We start from the raw sequence: 17,704 nt of genomic DNA, 5'->3' as shown, positions 1-17,704 counted from the left end.
ATAAACACAAATTCCGGGAACGAGTAGGAGGGGGAGTTACCTCCCCCGTCCTCTCACACCACCGTACGTACGGTTCCGTATACGGCGGTTCATGGCTGGCTCTGAAGCCGAGTCATCGTATCCAACAAGCTTACCAGAGACAGGCGGTTAAAGACCTTCTTGGGGAGTGCGGCATTCATATGCGATGCCCCGCTATTCCACCAAGGCCCGCGCCCGTTTGTCGCGCTTTTCCAAGCCCGTTCCTCCACCAGTCCAAGCCGCATCAGGTTGCGAGCTCGAGTGTGAACTCGCTTCCATTGTCGCCACAGGATCAGGCGGAGTCGTCGCCGTACCCACCCGTCCATCGCCTCTACCGAGCGCTTTGAGTCGGTCAGGCGGTAGTAGTTCGCCCACCCTCGCAGCACTGGATTCAGGTGTTGGATGGTGGTCAGCAGCGATCGCCCCCGTGATCGTCGGAGCAACTGACGCAGGTTGGCCTGATGAGCTTTCAGGCTCTTGGGCGCAATCCTCAGCCGAACCTGTTTGTGCCAGCTTACGCTGTAACGCCAGATAGCTCCGGCGCCAAGGCCGATCCACGGCGCTTTTCTCCGTGTTGATCTTCAGGCGCAAGTGCGTTTCCAGATAGTGGGTGAGGCTGGCCATGATCCGGTGCCCGGCTCGCTTGCTACGAACGTAGATATTGCAGTCGTCCGCGTAGCGGCAGAAACCGATGGCCCCGGCGCTCCAGCTCCCTGTCCAGTTCGGTCAAAAGAACATTGGAGAGCAGAGGCGAGAGCGGGCCGCTTGTGGCGTCCTTCCCGTCTCGGGCTGACCACCCCACCGTCCAGCATGCCGGCTTCGCAGATAACGTCGGATCAGGGTCAGTATCCGGCGGTCGGTGATGGCGACGAGCCAGCAGGCTCATCAGCACATCGTGGTTGACCCGGTCAAAGAACTGGGCCAGAATCCAGATCGACCAACCCCAACGGTGGCCCTCATTGATGTGCTGCTGCATCGCCTTGACCGCCTGATGGGCACTTCTCCCAGGCCGGAAGCCGTAACTGTGATCCGAGAAGGTCGGTTCCAGCAATCGGGCTCAGCACTTGGTGAAGGGCTTGTTGAATCAGGCGATCTTGTACCGTCGGAATACCCAGTACCCGTTCGCCGCCTTGCGGCTTGGGATACTGACCCCGGCGTATGGGCTGAGGATGGTAGCGTCCCGGCCAATAAGCGCTCACGCACCGTTGGCCAATGCTGTTGCAGGTGGCCTTTCAGGGCCGTTGTGGGCATCTGATCGGACGGCCAGCTGCGCCTTGTTGGACACCAACCCGCTGATACGCACGCATCAGGTTCGGGCGCTCAAGCACCTGTTCCATCCGCGCGTTCGCTCCGCGTTCGTACCACGAATGAGCCTCCCGCGTCTGCCTCGACACGGGCACCAGTCTCTGCCGGATTCCGTCCGGCGCTCCCTGATTGCCCTGACCCCCATCCGGGCCGCTTCTGTCTTCATAAGCACGACCAACGAGCACTCATCGCCTACTTGCGGTCAACCATGTTCAGCCCTTCAGTGTGCGGTGACACACCTACTATGGCCTCTGCTGAGTTCTGGCTTCCCATCCCCACCCCTCACGAGGTGAGTAGCACGGTGGCAGAAAACCAGACTTCCCAGGGTAAGACGCGTGACCTTCACACTTATACCCGCCGCATCTACGTTCACACCTTCCTGTGCAAGTATCGGGCTTTGACGATATTGGCCGCCTTACCCAGTGTGCCCGCCTCGTATGCGATTTCTGTTCGTCGCAGGTCAGTGTTTTGCCCTGCGGCTTCCCTTCAGATTCCACCCTCGCGATGGACACCTTGCCCGTCCGGCTAGTGGTTCCCCTTACCCGGGCCCACAGGGGATTGCACCCCCAGTCATCCGGCACCAGCACCACCTGTACCGGAACAGCGCCCCGTCAAGGCGCTACGCCGCCATGCCTGGCGCACAACACAAAAAAAGCCCGGCAGCTATTGCCTGTCGGGCTTGTTTATATAGGAGCCTGACGATGACCTACTCTCACCATGGGCCAACGCCACACTACCCCATCGGCGCTGGTCTGTTTCACTTCTGAGTTCGGGATGGGATCAGGTGTTCCAGACCGCTATGGTCCGTCAGGCAAAAACGGTTGATCACTGGGGGACGAGATGGAACGTTCAGGGTGTTTTCTGAGTGATAATCGATTTCCGGTTTGCGTTACCCGCAATTGTCTTGGGTGTTATATAGTCAAGCCGCACGAGCAATTAGTATCGGTTAGCTCAACGCTCGCAGCGCTTACACACCCGACCTATCAACGTCCTGGTCTTGAACGGCTCTTCAGGGCCCTCGAGGGGCCAGGGAGATCTCATCTTGGAAGGGGCTTCCCGCTTAGATGCTTTCAGCGGTTATCCTGTCCGAACATAGCTACCGGGCAATGCCACTGGCGTGACAACCCGAACACCAGAGGTTCGTCCACTCCGGTCCTCTCGTACTAGGAGCAGCTTTCCTCAAATCTCCAACGTCCACGGCAGATAGGGACCGAACTGTCTCACGACGTTCTAAACCCAGCTCGCGTACCACTTTAAATGGCGAACAGCCATACCCTTGGGACCGGCTTCAGCCCCAGGATGTGATGAGCCGACATCGAGGTGCCAAACACCGCCGTCGATGTGAACTCTTGGGCGGTATCAGCCTGTTATCCCCGGAGTACCTTTTATCCGTTGAGCGATGGCCCTTCCATACAGAACCACCGGATCACTATGACCTACTTTCGTACCTGCTCGACGTGTCTGTCTCGCAGTTAAGCGGGCTTGTGCCATTACACTAACCGCATGATGTCCGACATGCTTAGCCCCACCTTTGTGCTCCTCCGTTACGCTTTGGGAGGAGACCGCCCCCAGTCAAACTACCCACCACAACAGTGTCCTCATCCCCGATCAGGGGACCAAGTTAGAACCTCAAACAGGTCAGGCTGTATTTCAAGTTGGCTCCATGAGAACTGGCGTTCCCACTTCAAAGCCTCCCAGCTATCCTACACAAACATGCTCAAAGTTCACTGTGAAGCTATAGTAAAGGTTCACGGGGTCTTTCCGTCTAGCCGCGGATACACGCATCTTCACGGCGATTTCAATTTCACTGAGTCTCGGGTAGAGACAGCGCCCCATCGTTACGCCATTCGTGCAGGTCGGAACTTACCCGACAAGGAATTTCGCTACCTTAGGACCGTTATAGTTACGGCCGCCGTTTACCGGGGCTTCGATCAAGAGCTTCGCGCAAGCGCTAACCCCATCAATTAACCTTCCGGCACCGGGCAGGCGTCACACCGTATACGTCCACTTTCGTGTTTGCACAGTGCTGTGTTTTTAATAAACAGTCGCAGGGGCCTGGTATCTTCGACCGGCGTCCGCTCCACCCGCAGGGGCTTCACGTAATACCGGCGTGCCTTCTCCCGAAGTTACGGCACCATTTTGCCTAGTTCCTTTACCCGAGTTCTCTCAAGCGCCTTGGTATTCTCTACCTGACCACCTGTGTCGGTTTGGGGTACGGTCCCGAATAGCCTGAAGCTTAGAAGATTTTCCTGGAAGCAGGGCATCAATGACTTCCCGCTCTATGAGCAGTCGTCGTCGCGTCTCGAGATTGTGGACCCGGATTTGCCTAAGTCCACTCCCTACTCGCTTAAACCGGGACAACCGTCGCCCGGCTCACCTAGCCTTCTCCGTCTCTCCATCGCAGCTATCCAAGGTACGGGAATATTAACCCGTTTCCCATCGACTACACCTTTCGGTCTCGCCTTAGGGGCCGACTCACCCTGCGCCGATTAGCGTTGCGCAGGAACCCTTGGTCTTCCGGCGTGGGGGTTTTTCACCCCCATTGTCGTTACTCATGTCAGCATTCGCACTTCTGATACCTCCAGCATGCTTCTCAACACACCTTCGCAGGCTTACAGAACGCTCCCCTACCCCGTGCACTTGCGTGCACAGCCGCAGCTTCGGTGACCAGTTTGAGCCCCGTTACATCTTCCGCGCAGGCCGACTCGACTAGTGAGCTATTACGCTTTCTTTAAAGGATGGCTGCTTCTAAGCCAACCTCCTAGCTGTCTGAGCCTTCCCACATCGTTTCCCACTTAACTGGTACTTGGGGACCTTAGCTGGCGGTCTGGGTTGTTTCCCTCTTCACGATGGACGTTAGCACCCACCGTGTGTCTCCCGGATAGTACTCACAGGTATTCGGAGTTTGCATCGGGTTGGTAAGTCGGGATGACCCCCTAGCCGAAACAGTGCTCTACCCCCTGTGGTATTCGTCCGAGGCGCTACCTAAATAGCTTTCGGGGAGAACCAGCTATCTCCGGGCTTGATTAGCCTTTCACTCCGATCCACAAGTCATCCCCTGGCTTTTCAACGACAGTGGGTTCGGTCCTCCAGTTGATGTTACTCAACCTTCAACCTGCTCATGGATAGATCGCCCGGTTTCGGGTCTATGCCCAGCGACTAAATCGCCCTATTCAGACTCGGTTTCCCTACGGCTCCCCTAAACGGTTAACCTCGCCACTGAACATAAGTCGCTGACCCATTATACAAAAGGTACGCCGTCACGGAACACGTCCGCTCCGACTGCTTGTACGCATACGGTTTCAGGATCTATTTCACTCCCCTCACAGGGGTTCTTTTCGCCTTTCCCTCACGGTACTGGTTCACTATCGGTCAGTCAGGAGTATTTAGCCTTGGAGGATGGTCCCCCCATGTTCAGACAGGATATCACGTGTCCCGTCCTACTCGATTTCACTGAACTTGGGTTTCGGATACGGGGCTATCACCCACTATGGCGGCCCTTTCCAGAGCCTTCTCCTACCCGTCGTCCAGCTTAAGGGCTGGTCCCCGTTCGCTCGCCGCTACTGAGGGAATCTCGGTTGATTTCTTTTCCTCGGGGTACTTAGATGTTTCAGTTCCCCCGGTTCGCCCCGCACAGCTATGTATTCACTGTACGGTACCGACCCGAAAGTCGGTGGGTTTCCCCATTCAGAGATGCCCGGATCACAGCTTGTTTGCCAGCTCCCCGAGCCTTATCGCAGGCTTCCACGTCTTTCATCGCCTCTGACTGCCAAGGCATCCACCGTATGCGCTTAGTTGCTTGACTATATAACCCCAAGACAACTGTTCACGAATCAACATCCCTTACCAGGCAAGCCTGACAAAGAACCCTGTTTCGAGACAGTCACTTGAAGCAATATAACAACCACTTCAACGACAACACCGGATAACGCTTGAAATCGCTATCACATTGAACACGTTTTCTCGGAGATAATGAGAAAACGTCTTCGTGTTCTATCTCGTCCAATTTGTTAAAGAGCAAATCTGACCCAGTGATCAGAAAGAAGGCCTTCAGCCATAACCCTTAACTCGGTCATCAAACTGAAAAACTTGTTTCTGTACACTGCCAACTCGCGTTGGTCAGTAAATTTGGTGGAGCTAGGCAGGATCGAACTGCCGACCTCCTGCGTGCAAGGCAGGCGCTCTCCCAGCTGAGCTATAGCCCCGTCTACTTGTCCAGCTTCTGTCACTCGTCGTTGCAGCCTTCGTTCGCATCCGTCATGACCCATCGAGGGTCACTCCTTCACTCATTCAAGCTGCGCCTGGATTGACAAAACCTGTCCGGCGCATCCGCGTACGTCGCTACCTTTGCGGATGACCCACTCGGCCCACCTCTTTACCGCGAGGCGCGCTCCGAAAATTGGGTTAGCCTAGGCATCGGCGGGTGTAGCGTGCGAGTAGCACGTGAGCCCGGCGATAACGACGGATAACGCAATTTTGGTGGGTCTGGGTGGACTTGAACCACCGACCTCACCCTTATCAGGGGTGCGCTCTAACCACCTGAGCTACAGACCCGGTTTTGCTTGTCTTCGCACCACCTGGGCTGCGTTGCAGTCTTCGATCACTCAGTCACGTACCTGGGTACGCTCCCTCACTCTCTCAGCCTGCGCCTTGTCAGCTGGCGCGAATCCGGCGCCAAACCCCGAGATCGTCTCGTGGTTTGAACCAAACCGACAACGGGCCTGCATAGACCCTTTGCTCTCTTTATTAGCCAACCAAGTAATTCGTGTGGACTCTGACCGAAGCCTTCGGCTTCGTTTAAGGAGGTGATCCAGCCGCAGGTTCCCCTACGGCTACCTTGTTACGACTTCACCCCAGTCATGAACCACACCGTGGTGATCGTCCTCCCGAAGGTTAGACTAACCACTTCTGGTGCAATCCACTCCCATGGTGTGACGGGCGGTGTGTACAAGGCCCGGGAACGTATTCACCGTGACATTCTGATTCACGATTACTAGCGATTCCGACTTCACGCAGTCGAGTTGCAGACTGCGATCCGGACTACGACGCGTTTTGTGAGATTGGCTCCCCCTCGCGGGTTTGCAGCCCTCTGTGCGCGCCATTGTAGCACGTGTGTAGCCCTGGCCGTAAGGGCCATGATGACCTGACGTCATCCCCACCTTCCTCCGGTTTGTCACCGGCAGTCTCCCTAGAGTTCTCAGCCAAACTGCTAGCAACTAGGGATAGGGGTTGCGCTCGTTACGGGACTTAACCCAACATCTCACGACACGAGCTGACGACGGCCATGCAGCACCTGTGTCTGAGTTCCCGAAGGCACCAATCCATCTCTGGAAAGTTCTCAGCATGTCAAGGCCAGGTAAGGTTCTTCGCGTTGCGTCGAATTAAACCACATGCTCCACCGCTTGTGCGGGCCCCCGTCAATTCATTTGAGTTTTAACCTTGCGGCCGTACTCCCCAGGCGGTCAACTTAGTGCGTTAGCTGCGCCACTAAGACTTCAAGAGTCCCAACGGCTAGTTGACATCGTTTACGGCGTGGACTACCAGGGTATCTAATCCTGTTTGCTCCCCACGCTTTCGCACCTCAGTGTCAGTGTTGGTCCAGGGTGCCGCCTTCGCCACTGGTGTTCCTTCCTATATCTACGCATTTCACCGCTACACAGGAAATTCCACACCCCTCTACCACACTCTAGCCTGACAGTTCGAAATGCCGTTCCCAGGTTAAGCCCGGGGCTTTCACATCTCGCTTATCAAACCACCTACGCGCGCTTTACGCCCAGTAATTCCGATTAACGCTTGCACCCTCCGTATTACCGCGGCTGCTGGCACGGAGTTAGCCGGTGCTTCTTCTGTGAGTAACGTCAATCCTCAAGGGTATTAACCTTAAGGCCTTCCTCCTCACTGAAAGTGCTTTACAACCCGAAAGCCTTCTTCACACACGCGGCATGGCTGGATCAGGGTTGCCCCCATTGTCCAATATTCCCCACTGCTGCCTCCCGTAGGAGTTCGGGCCGTGTCTCAGTCCCGATGTGGCTGATCATCCTCTCAGACCAGCTACGGATCGTCGCCTTGGTGGGCCTTTACCCCACCAACTAGCTAATCCGGCTTAGGCTCATCTGATAGCGCAAGGTCCGAAGATCCCCTGCTTTCCCCCGAAGGGCGTACGCGGTATTAATCCGGGTTTCCCCGGGCTATCCCCCACTACCAGGCAGATTCCTAAGCATTACTCACCCGTCCGCCGCTCGTCAGCATCCCGAAGGACCTGTTACCGCTCGACTTGCATGTGTTAAGCCTGCCGCCAGCGTTCAATCTGAGCCATGATCAAACTCTTCAGTTTAAATCATACAAGAATCCGAAGATCCTCTATTCTTGCTCAAGACAAAACTCAATTTCGACGAGTCACTGTCCTGATATTTCATCTCCGAAATACCTCGGCCAGCGCCCACACGAATTACTTGGTTAACTTTTTAAAGAGCGGTTGAGCCGTGGCTCAATCAAGGAGGCGTATTCTACATCGTTCCGCCACCCTGTCAACCGTTTATTTTTCGCTGCTTCCGTCTCCGGAAATCGCCGAAAAACTTACCGGCTTACTACCTGTTTCGAGGCGCGCATTCTACAGCGAATCGCTTTCCTGTCAATCGCTTTCTGAAGAATTTTTTCAACTCAATTTCTTCAGCGCTTTCAAGCAGTTACTCCCTCAAGAAGCCCCTGTGTCAGTGGCTTGTCCCTCGAAAGAGAGGCGCATTCTACAGACCTGCTCAGAGGTGTCAACGGTTCGTTATAACTTTTTCGGTAAATCGACAATGTACCGTCAAAACTCGGTTTTTACCGCGGCCGCCGCCCGGGTCGCTTTTTCCCTCGCCTCGGCAATCGAACTACCGGTCGCAAGAGCCACCCCCATACGGCGGCGCCCTCTCAGTTCAGGTTTACCAAACAGCCTGAGAAAAATATCAGGCTCAGCTAACGCTTTTTCAAGCCCGGAGTAGGAAACGGCATCGGAATCTCCCTCAGGCAATATCACTGCGGAAGCAGATGGCCCCTGCTGGCGTATCGCCGGTATTGGCAGCCCCAGGATCGCGCGGGCATGCAACGCAAATTCTGACAAATCCTGGGAAACCAGGGTAACCAGCCCGGTGTCGTGGGGGCGCGGCGACACTTCGGAGAACCATACCTGGTCGCCCCGAACAAACAGCTCCACCCCATAGACCCCATAGCCACCAAGGTTGCCGGCAACAGCTTCGGCGATTTCCCGGGAACGGGCCAGGGCTTTTTCACTCATTGGCTGCGGCTGCCAGGACTCACGGTAATCCCCGTCTTGCTGACGGTGCCCGATCGGATCACAGAACGAAATGCCGTCGCGATGCTTTACGGTAAGCAAGGTGATTTCGTATTCGAAGTCCACGAACCCCTCAACGATCACCCTCCCCTTACCGGCGCGACCACCGGTCTGGGCATAATCCCAGGCAGCCTCAATATCATCGCTAGACCTGACCAGGCTTTGCCCCTTGCCGGACGAACTCATCACCGGCTTCACCACCAGGGGCAAACCGACGGCCTCGACCGCCGCGAGATATTCCTCTTTCGATTCCGCGAATCGGTACGGCGATGTAGCAAGCCCGAGCTCCTCGGCGGCCAGGCGACGGATACCTTCCCGGTTCATTGTCAGGTTAACGGCCCGTGCGGTGGGAATCACGTGATAGCCTTCGCGCTCCAGCCTCACCAGTTCGGGAGTGGCGATAGCTTCTATCTCAGGCACAATCAGGTTCGGCTTTTCCGCCTCAATAATGCGGCGAAGGGCCTCTCCATCCAGCATATCGACAACGTGGCTGCGATGGGCAACCTGCATGGCCGGAGCATTGGCATAACGGTCAACCGCGATGACCTCCACGCCAAAGCGCTGAAGCTCGATGACAACTTCCTTGCCCAGCTCTCCGGAACCACAAAAGAGAACCCTGAAGGCGTTTTCTTTCAGAGGAGTACCAATTCGAACTGTGTCAGTCATGATATTGCCTGTCCTGTGTGGTATCTACGAATGCCCAATATTGCCCGGCGACGCCATAAACGCGATTGCCCTAATGAACATAACAATCTAGACCAAAACCTTGCTTTCACGCTCGGCAACTTTTCGCAGCACGTCACGGCGTTCTTCGTTGCTCATCCGAGACCACCGCGTAATTTCCTCTCCGCTGCGATGACAACCAACACAAATGTCATTCTCGTCCAGCGCGCAAATGCTCACACAGGGCGAGCGTACCTTATCGGCGACTTTCATCCTGCCTACCTCACCTGACTGCTTAACCGTGACCAAGTGGAAAACTATGTGGCCCAAAGGCGCTCACTTTAACCTTTCCTGGCCTCTGCTTCTAATACCTGTTCGGTCAGGGGCTCCTCCAGATGTTGCCATACCCCAGATCCGACAGTGGGTACACTAGTGTCCCGTCTGGCTAATTCGCTAATCTACTGCGAATTAGCCAGACGGGACACTGCGGCACGGCGCCGGCCACCGTGCTCGGGAGACGAGAATATCAAACCCCAGGACCTTCATCGTTAGCGGATGTCATTCACCGGGTACCCAGAGCACATCGCCTTTTCCCTTGGCATTCGAATAGCGGGCCATCACGAACAGCAAATCAGACAGGCGGTTCATATACTCCAGCACCGAGGGGCTAATCTCCTGCTCTTCCTTCAACTGAACAATGATCCTCTCAGCCCGGCGAGTCACTGTCCGGGCATGGTGAAGATACGTTGCTGCGGGATTGCCCGCCGGGAGAATGAAAGATCGCAGGGACGGAATATCCGCGTTGAACCGGTCTATTTCCTGCTCAAGCTCAAGGGTCTTGGAGTCTGCAAGCCTGAGTGGCGGATATTTCGGATTTTCCACAACAGGCGTGCAAAGATCGGCACCGACATCAAACAGATCGTTCTGGATGCGTGCCAGGATCCTGTCCAGCGTCTCGTCGACATGCAGCCGCGCCAGGCCAATAACGGCGTTTGCTTCGTCCACCGTGCCGTAGGCTTCCACACGCGGATCGTACTTGGCGACCCGGCTACCATCACCCAGGCCGGTATCGCCCTTATCTCCGGTTTTCGTATATATCTTGGTGAGCCTGACCATTCATTTCTCCCGTGACCCGGTTCCGTCCATCAACGAAGCCGGTCAGATTACAGGTTTTTCCCGGTAGGTTCCCCAAATGCCTTTCAGGGTTTCAACAATATCGCCCATCGAAGCCCCTTCTTTGACCAATTCAATGGTTATGGGCATAAGGTTTACCGTTTCGTCCTCGGCCTGCTCTTTCAACTGCGTGAGCAGACTCTGGACTTTTTCTTCATCGCGATTGTTCCTGACCTTGTTCAGGCGCTCAATCTGCCGGCGCTCGGTTTCCGGATCATGTGGATGGGTTTCAATCTCAACATCCTCTTCCTCCTGGACGAACATATTGACGCCGATGACCGGTCGCTCCCCGCTGGCCTTGCGTAGCGCGAAATCATAGGCCGAATCGGATATGCCTCTCTGGAAGTAGCCATCGTCAATACACTGGAGGGTGCCACCAAGTTCTTCAACCTCATCAAGGATTTTCCAGACTTCCCGTTCAATCTCATCGGTAAGGCTTTCGACATAGTAGGAACCACCCAATGGATCCACCACCTGGGTGATGTTGGTTTCGTAGGCAATGATCTGCTGGGTTCGCAGGGCGATCCGCATCGCTTCCTCGGTGGGTATGGCAAAGGCCTCATCCATGCCATTGGTGTGCAGCGACTGAGCGCCACCCAGCACAGCAGACAGTGCCTGAAGCGCGGTGCGGATCGGGTTGATCGTATACTGCGGCTTGGTCAGGGTCGCTGCCGCGGTTTGTGCGTGGAAACGTAACCGGCTTGCCTCGGGTTTCGTGGCGCCGAATTTTTTCCGCATGATTTTGGCGTATACCCGCCTGGCCGCCCGGAACTTGGCAATCTCTTCAAAGAAGTCTGCCTGGCTCACGAAGAAGAACGAGAGGCGGGGACCAAACTCATTAACATCCACCCCGGCGTCGATTGCAGTCTGAACGTACTCCATGGTGGTCGCCATTGTGTACGCCACTTCCTGGACAGCGGTCGAACCGGCTTCCGATATGTGGTACCCGGAGATGTTGATGGCGTTGTACCGCTTCATGTTCTCGGATCCGTACTGAATGCAGTCACGGACCAGGCGAACCGACGGCCGCACCGGGAATATCCATTCCTTCTGGGCGATATACTCCTTGAGAATGTCGTTCTGGATGGTGCCCGAGAGGTCATTGAGGTCATAGCCGCGCTTCTGCGCCAGGGCAATGTACATGGCGTAGAGTATCCAGGCTGACGGGTTGATCGTCATGGAGACGGAAATTTTTGTCAGGTCAATGTCGTCGAACAACTCCTCCATATCCGCCAGAGTGTCGATGGCGACACCCTCGCGGCCCACCTCACCCTGGCTCATGGAATGGCCCGAGTCATACCCCATCAGGGTAGGCATGTCGAAGTCGATCGACAGCCCGGTCTGGCCCTGGGCAATGAGGTATTTGAAGCGCCCGTTGGTTTCCCTGGCAGTACCGAAACCGGCAATCTGGCGCATTGTCCAGTTCTTGCCACGGTACATGGTGGGGTAGGGCCCCCGGGTGAAGGGATATTGGCCGGGAAAACCAACGTCCTCAAACGGGGTGTCTTTGACATCCAGTGGCGTATACGTGCGCTTCGTCCGCATCCCCGACGCGGTGGTGTACTCTGACTTACTCTCCGGCGCCCGCTTTATGAAGGACGACACTTCGTTCTTTTCCCACTCGTTGAACTCTTTTTCAATATGCTTGAGTGCAGCGGGGTCATACTGGTCAGTGTGATTCATGAATCGTCTCCTTCATGGCTTTTAGCAAGATCACCGCGGCGCCGTGGGGATCCAGTTCGCGTTGAGTAACCTTTTTGAGCAGCTCTTCGGTTTGCGACCTGCTGTCACGTACAAAATTGTCCCGGACAATCTCTTCGGCGACCTTCACCACCCGGGTTAAAGCAATCTGGCGGCGCCGCTCGGTGATTTCGCCGCTTCGCTCCAGGTGCTCTGCGTGACGGTCAATCGCGGCCATCAGCTCGCCGAAACCGGTGTGCTTTTCAGAACTGGTCGGTACCACCGGCACCCGCCAGATGCCCTCACCCGGCTCCAAGCTCATCATCAGCATGGCCTTGAGTTCCTGGATGGTTTTGTTGGAGTCCGGCCGGTCGGCTTTGCTCACCACATGGACATCGGCTATCTCAAGCACCCCTGCCTTGATGGCCTGAATGTCATCGCCCAGACCAGGCGCGTTGACAACCACCGTGGTATGAGCCGCACGCACGATATCAACTTCGTCCTGGCCCACCCCGACCGTCTCGATCAGGACCACATCAAACCCACCTGCATCCAGGAGGTCGACGGCGTCCAGGGCCGGTCTCGCCAGGCCACCTAGGGTTCCCCGGGTGGCCATGCTGCGAATGAATACCCCGGGGTCGGAAACCAAGTCTCCCATGCGGATACGATCACCGAGGATCGCACCACCGGAAAACGGGCTTGAGGGGTCAATGGCAACGACACCGACCTTACGGCCACTGGCCCGGTATTCATGGACCAGCTGTGTAACGAGGGTCGACTTCCCTGCCCCCGGTACACCGGTAATGCCCACTACATGGGCGCGGCCGGTGCTCTTGTAGAGCGCCGCCAGGGCCTGGCGCACTTCAGGGTCGCCGCCACTTTCAACGCGGGTAATAAGCCTGGCGATGGCGCGGGGGTGTCCCTCCCCCACCCGTTCCGCCAGCGCCATCGAAGATATGCGGTTAATCATCTAACCCCCACGTTTCTGGTTAAGGCTGTGGTAAAGGTCCCGGTCGTCAACCACCCGTTGGGCCTTGAAGTCGGTGCGCGGAAAGGTGTCCGGCTCGACCATCACAATCCTTGCCCGGACACTCAGCACGCGACTGAATTCGGCCTCTACCCGTTCTGACAACGCCCTGACCGCATCCGGGCCTCTGCGCCTGGTCTCCTGGTCAAATTCTGCCTGCACGGCCAGCTCGTCCATTGAGCCACCACGGGAAATGATAATCCGGTGCTCACCACCATAACCCGCAAGGCCTTCCAGAATTTCAGCGATGGCGCTGGGGTAAACGTTTTCACCCCGGATCTGGAACATGTCGTCGATACGGCCATAGATGCCTTTGGGCAATTTCGGATAAGTTCGGCCACAGGGATTGTCTTCCATCACCCAATGGGTCAAATCGCCGGAGACCATGCGGATCATCGGCTGGGAGGTTCGCTCGAGATGGGTATAGATTGGCGTACCCTGCTCACCATAGGGAACTCGCCGGTTGGTATCGGGGTCTGCCACTTCCGTGTAGACAATGTCCTGCCACAGCAGCATACCCTCGGTGTCCGCACTGCCAGAGGCGTGCATCCAGGGCGTCAGCTCGGCCATGGTTCCGCAATCCACCACTTTGGCACCGTAGATATCCTGGATCTTATCCCGGATGGAGGGGATGGAACCGCCCGGCTCGCCGGAAAAGAACAGCACCCTGATACCGAACTCCCTGGGGTCAACGCCTTCTTCTCGGGCCACTTCCGCCAGCCTTAGCGCATAGGAAGGTGTGGAGTAGAGTCCAGCGGGTTTCATCATCCCTAACCAGGTGACCGCTCGCGCCGTCATTCCGGGAGCACCCGCGCCAAACGGGAAGGCTTTGCAGCCTAAGCGCTCAGCACCGATCAACGCGCCCCAGGATCCCATATAGAGACTCAGGATGGCAGCGACAAACACCGTATCTCCCGGCCGCAGGCCCATACCCCACATGATTCGGGCATGGTTGTTGGCAATGGTCTCCCAGTCACGCCGGGAAATACCAAAAGCGGTGGGCCGGCCGGTTGTGCCAGAGGTGCCGTGGATATGATGGATCTCGCTTTCCGGGCAGCAAAGATAGTCCCCGAATGGCGGTTTTTTCGCCTGGGAGTCACGCAGCTCCTGCTTGGTAACGGCGGGAACCTGTTCGAAGTCTGCAAGGGTACGGATGTCGTTGGCCGTTATACCGGCCTCGTCCCACTTGCTTTGGTAAAATGGCGAGTGATCGTAAGCATAGGCCATCACTTCGCGGATGCGCGCAACAATTAACTCATCTCGTTTTTCAGGATCCATCGTTTCGCGATCCCGAAACCAGTAGGGGTTGTTCGGGTCGGGGAAATAGTCGTTGCTGTAACTGGGGGGGAAATTCCACTCTTCCATCGGAGACTCCTGATATTGTTATTGGTTGTCATCTGAGGAAACCTGTTTTGAGCGCCCGGCTTTGCCCGACCGCCATAGTGCCGGATTTATCGGACACCACGGTCTGCGACCAATTGCCGGAACGAATCAATGATTTCCTGGGGAGGAGTGTCCTGCAGAAGAATCTTGTGGACGCCCATCTGGTACAGCTCTTCGACATCGTCGTCCGGAATGACACCACCACCCGCAACGATCATGTCTTCCGCTTCCCTGTCTTTCAGAAGCTCCAGTACCTTGGGGAAAATGTGCATGTGCGCACCCGAGAGCAAGCTGATACCCAGAATATCGACATCCTCCTGGATAGCGGCATCGACTACTTCCTCGGGCGTTCGATGCAGTCCGGTATACACCACATCCATGCCGGCATCTCTTAGAGCACGCGCGACCACCTTTATGCCTCGGTCATGACCATCAAGACCGATCTTTGCCAGCATTACCCGAATCACACCTGCATTATTGTCATTGTTTTGCATCGCATTCTCCTTGGATTAACTAGTTGCGCCACCGCTTCTTTTCAGAGGTTCACGGGAGTCTTGAATTTCTTGCTGAAGCCACTTTGATGCGGTTTCCACATGCTGCCTCGCAAGGGTTTCAGCCGTCCGGGCATCACCGGCCAATACCGCATCGAGTATTGCCGCATGCTCTTCCCAGATCTGTTTCTGGTTTTTTTCCACGATCAGGATGTCACTCATAACACGCCTTACATGGTTCCAATGGGCCTCCATTGAATCCAGAATGAAGGTGTTTCCCGCCAGCTCATAGATGAAGCCGTGAAAGCGCATATCGGCGTCGATAAGAGCGGGAAGGTCGTTTGCCTTTCCTGCTGCATAGCCATCCTCGATAATGGCCTCACCACGTTTTCGCGACCCGGCATCCGCCCGCTGGGCGGCGAGCCCTGCACTGATCAGGTCAATGCCGCATCGAAATTCGTACAACTGCGCCACAAAATTCTCATCAAGTACGGAAACCATCAGGCCCCGACGCCCCACGGCGGAGAGGAAACCGTCATCGCGTAGACGCTGCATTGCCTGGCTCACCGGCAACCGTGAGACATCCAGTCTTTCGGCCAGGCTTTCCTGGGTAACCCGCTCACCCGGCCTGAGCAAACCTTCAACGATGGCATTAACCACCGAATCGTAAATGAGCTCTGGAAGGTTCTTCTCGGTTTGGATTTTCTTCATTGAACAAACTCCACGACACAGCTCCTTCGATATCGTTTGCATACAGTATTCACCATGTAATACCTGTTCACCGATTAACCATATTAGACTTTAGCCTTATCTTTAAGTGTTTTTTTGAGCGCAAACATGCCCCCTCCGTTATTTTTCAAACGGCGGGAACCAGAAAACACCTGAGATAGAAAGAGAGGGAGGGAGAAATCAGTGAACGAATAGAAGACCGAAAGATTCGGTCAGCTTCCTTCGGGCGGTTCAAGCAGATCAATTCCGGCATCGTACACAGCGTTGAGAAAATCCACCAGAACCACTGCGGACAGCCCCCATATCCGATAGCGCCCCCAACGGTAGCAGGGCACGTAAAACGTATGGTTCAGAAAATTCAAAGCGTCGGTTCTTTCCCGCCTGTCTTCCAGAAAAAAGGACAGCGGCACCCGGAATACGCTTTCAATCTCATGAGGGTTAGGCTTCAGGGGATGGTCACCGGGAATCACGCCAACATACGGAGTAACCAGGATTCCGTAACGGGACATCACCTGGCTGAGCGGAGCGATAATCTGCACCTGATCCGGCGGCAAACCAATCTCTTCGTGGGTTTCCCGCAACGCCGTCGCCGCAAGGGAGGGGTCGCCGGGATCGCGTTTTCCGCCCGGGTACGCCACCTGTCCCCGGTGCGTGCTCAGATTTTCAGATCTGAGCGTAAAGATCATTTCGGGGTTTCGATGATCATCGGTTACAGGTACCAGAATACCGGCTTCGGGATAATCCAGAGCAAGCTGTCTGGGCGCATAGCCGGCCAGGCGCTCGGCAAGTAGATCACGCAAGTTTTGTCTCCAAAGTACACCCTGATGTTGAATGAGACAGCGGCAGCCGGGATCGTTAAACTGACTACCAAACCAATAAAGTATACGGGGAAAATCATGAAGTACTGCAGCACATGCGGCCACCCGGTTGAACAACGCATCCCCGAAGGCGATAACCGGCACCGCTATGTCTGTGTCAGTTGCGATACCATACATTACCAGAACCCGCGCATTGTTGCCGGCACGGTTCCTGTCTGGGAAGGGAAGATACTCCTGTGCCGGCGGGCCATCGAACCGCGTTACGGCTACTGGACACTACCGGCCGGCTTCATGGAGAACGCCGAAACCACCATTGAAGCCGCGGAACGGGAAACCCTTGAGGAAGCACTGGCAGAAGTAAACATCGAGGGCCTCTACTCCATCATCGATGTTCCGCACATCAACCAGGTGCATATGTTCTATCGTGCCACCCTGAAGGACGGACAATTCGGCGCCGGTGAGGAGTCCCTGGAATCCAGGTTGTTCGAACTGGATGACATTCCCTGGGACGAAATCTCCTTCCCAACCGTGAAGCGAACCCTGGAGCTGTTCCTCACCGATTACAGGAGTGAGTCGTTCGGTGTTCATGTCAGTGATATCCGTCACCCGATGGCAAGAGATCGCCAGTAAAGCAGCCGGCTACAAATCCTCAAGGCGATAAATCTCATAAGCGGGCTCTTCATAAGGATGAGCCCGCTTTAGCGCAGCAAGGGCGTCTTTGATCAGATCATCCTCGCAAACCAGCTCCACCTTGTATTCATCCACCGCTTCAACCTCACCGGCTTTCCCCAGGAAAGGGTCACTCCCTTCCAGCGGGCGAAACTGCCCCCTGCCGAGGCACTGCCAGGCGCAACGATCATAATCACCAATGCGGCCCGCCCCGGCATCAAACAGCGCCTGTTTTGTCTGTTCGACATGAGTTTCCGGGACGAAATAACACATCTTGTACATCGAAGACCCTCCTTCAAATCGGATATTTTTTGTACAGATTAATAGCTTAGATACTTACCCACAGAATCTGTGGATAACTCTGGGGAAAGTTTTTGGGAACAAGCTCTCAAACCCCGCAATCACTGAACTCCCG

Annotated in this window: 13 protein-coding genes, 2 tRNA genes and 3 rRNA genes; 1 reads left to right on the top strand and 17 read right to left on the bottom strand. The window is 55.7% G+C overall.

Annotated features, from left to right (window positions below):
* Positions 1 to 89: 89 nt before the first annotated feature.
* From D0851_RS20715 to D0851_RS19605, 16 genes are all read right to left on the bottom strand, one after another.
* Positions 90 to 461, bottom strand: a complete 372-nt coding sequence (locus D0851_RS20715) for a group II intron maturase-specific domain-containing protein (RefSeq protein WP_264756455.1) — start codon at positions 459 to 461, stop codon at positions 90 to 92.
* A 203-nt stretch (positions 462 to 664) separates the two neighbouring features.
* Positions 665 to 1,069, bottom strand: coding sequence for a reverse transcriptase domain-containing protein (locus D0851_RS20710; protein WP_227539372.1), 405 nt, complete (start codon positions 1,067 to 1,069; stop codon positions 665 to 667).
* Between the two features lie 947 nt (positions 1,070 to 2,016).
* A 5S ribosomal RNA gene (gene rrf / locus D0851_RS19670) occupies positions 2,017 to 2,135 on the bottom strand.
* 103 nt (positions 2,136 to 2,238) lie between these two features.
* Positions 2,239 to 5,128 (bottom strand): 23S ribosomal RNA (locus D0851_RS19665).
* 324 nt (positions 5,129 to 5,452) lie between these two features.
* Positions 5,453 to 5,528, bottom strand: a tRNA-Ala gene (locus tag D0851_RS19660).
* A 272-nt stretch (positions 5,529 to 5,800) separates the two neighbouring features.
* Positions 5,801 to 5,877: transfer RNA gene (locus tag D0851_RS19655), tRNA-Ile, on the bottom strand.
* A 244-nt stretch (positions 5,878 to 6,121) separates the two neighbouring features.
* Positions 6,122 to 7,657, bottom strand: a 16S ribosomal RNA gene (locus tag D0851_RS19650).
* Together the 16S, 23S and 5S rRNA genes with 2 tRNA genes alongside form the textbook arrangement of a ribosomal RNA operon.
* Before the next feature lie 474 nt (positions 7,658 to 8,131).
* Positions 8,132 to 9,322, bottom strand: coding sequence for a formate-dependent phosphoribosylglycinamide formyltransferase (gene purT, locus D0851_RS19645; protein WP_117620135.1), 1,191 nt, complete (start codon positions 9,320 to 9,322; stop codon positions 8,132 to 8,134).
* An 87-nt stretch (positions 9,323 to 9,409) separates the two neighbouring features.
* Entirely contained in the window at positions 9,410 to 9,592 is a 183-nt protein-coding gene (locus tag D0851_RS19640; protein WP_117620485.1) for a DUF1289 domain-containing protein, read from the bottom strand.
* Positions 9,593 to 9,877: 285 nt separating this feature from the next.
* A complete protein-coding gene (locus tag D0851_RS19635) occupies positions 9,878 to 10,435 on the bottom strand; it encodes a cob(I)yrinic acid a,c-diamide adenosyltransferase (RefSeq protein WP_117620134.1) in 558 nt (185 codons plus the stop codon).
* Between the two features lie 42 nt (positions 10,436 to 10,477).
* A complete protein-coding gene (locus tag D0851_RS19630; RefSeq protein WP_117620133.1) occupies positions 10,478 to 12,175 on the bottom strand; it encodes a methylmalonyl-CoA mutase family protein in 1,698 nt (565 codons plus the stop codon).
* Positions 12,162 to 13,142: a methylmalonyl Co-A mutase-associated GTPase MeaB gene (meaB, locus tag D0851_RS19625; protein WP_117620132.1), complete on the bottom strand. Its 981-nt coding sequence runs from the start codon at positions 13,140 to 13,142 to the stop codon at positions 12,162 to 12,164. The genes D0851_RS19630 and meaB overlap by 14 nt, the downstream gene beginning before the upstream one ends.
* Positions 13,143 to 14,564 (bottom strand): phenylacetate--CoA ligase family protein, encoded by a 1,422-nt coding sequence (locus tag D0851_RS19620; RefSeq protein WP_117620131.1) that lies wholly within the window; start codon positions 14,562 to 14,564, stop codon positions 13,143 to 13,145.
* Between the two features lie 86 nt (positions 14,565 to 14,650).
* Entirely contained in the window at positions 14,651 to 15,076 is a 426-nt protein-coding gene (locus D0851_RS19615) for a cobalamin B12-binding domain-containing protein (RefSeq protein WP_117620130.1), read from the bottom strand.
* Positions 15,077 to 15,091: 15 nt separating this feature from the next.
* On the bottom strand, positions 15,092 to 15,784 hold the full coding sequence (locus tag D0851_RS19610; RefSeq protein ID WP_117620129.1) for a GntR family transcriptional regulator: 693 nt from the start codon (positions 15,782 to 15,784) through the stop codon (positions 15,092 to 15,094).
* 230 nt (positions 15,785 to 16,014) lie between these two features.
* Positions 16,015 to 16,602: an NUDIX hydrolase gene (locus D0851_RS19605; protein ID WP_117620128.1), complete on the bottom strand. Its 588-nt coding sequence runs from the start codon at positions 16,600 to 16,602 to the stop codon at positions 16,015 to 16,017.
* A 96-nt stretch (positions 16,603 to 16,698) separates the two neighbouring features.
* On the opposite strand from D0851_RS19605, the gene D0851_RS19600 reads away from it, so the two are divergent.
* Positions 16,699 to 17,250, top strand: a complete 552-nt coding sequence (locus D0851_RS19600; protein WP_117620127.1) for an NUDIX hydrolase — start codon at positions 16,699 to 16,701, stop codon at positions 17,248 to 17,250.
* A 9-nt stretch (positions 17,251 to 17,259) separates the two neighbouring features.
* Here the strand turns inward: D0851_RS19600 and D0851_RS19595 are convergent, their stop codons facing one another.
* Positions 17,260 to 17,571: a YqfO family protein gene (locus D0851_RS19595; protein WP_117620126.1), complete on the bottom strand. Its 312-nt coding sequence runs from the start codon at positions 17,569 to 17,571 to the stop codon at positions 17,260 to 17,262.
* Between the last annotated feature and the right edge of the window lie 133 nt (positions 17,572 to 17,704).

The sequence above is a fragment of the Marinobacter sp. Arc7-DN-1 genome (assembly GCF_003441595.1).
Classification (GTDB): domain Bacteria; phylum Pseudomonadota; class Gammaproteobacteria; order Pseudomonadales; family Oleiphilaceae; genus Marinobacter; species Marinobacter metalliresistant.
The sequence above is the reverse complement of the archived record's forward strand: the minus strand, read 5'-3'. Positions and strand labels throughout refer to the sequence as shown.

Coding starts and splice junctions, on each gene's coding strand:
- D0851_RS19620 (WP_117620131.1), bottom strand. CDS start 14,564: ATGGAAGAGTGGAATTTCCCCCCCAGTTACAGCAACGACTATTTCCCC.
- purT (WP_117620135.1), bottom strand. CDS start 9,322: ATGACTGACACAGTTCGAATTGGTACTCCTCTGAAAGAAAACGCCTTC.
- D0851_RS19630 (WP_117620133.1), bottom strand. CDS start 12,175: ATGAATCACACTGACCAGTATGACCCCGCTGCACTCAAGCATATTGAA.
- D0851_RS19610 (WP_117620129.1), bottom strand. CDS start 15,784: ATGAAGAAAATCCAAACCGAGAAGAACCTTCCAGAGCTCATTTACGAT.
- meaB (WP_117620132.1), bottom strand. CDS start 13,142: ATGATTAACCGCATATCTTCGATGGCGCTGGCGGAACGGGTGGGGGAG.
- D0851_RS19640 (WP_117620485.1), bottom strand. CDS start 9,592: ATGAAAGTCGCCGATAAGGTACGCTCGCCCTGTGTGAGCATTTGCGCG.
- D0851_RS19595 (WP_117620126.1), bottom strand. CDS start 17,571: ATGTACAAGATGTGTTATTTCGTCCCGGAAACTCATGTCGAACAGACA.
- D0851_RS19615 (WP_117620130.1), bottom strand. CDS start 15,076: ATGCAAAACAATGACAATAATGCAGGTGTGATTCGGGTAATGCTGGCA.
- D0851_RS19635 (WP_117620134.1), bottom strand. CDS start 10,435: ATGGTCAGGCTCACCAAGATATATACGAAAACCGGAGATAAGGGCGAT.
- D0851_RS19600 (WP_117620127.1), top strand. CDS start 16,699: ATGAAGTACTGCAGCACATGCGGCCACCCGGTTGAACAACGCATCCCC.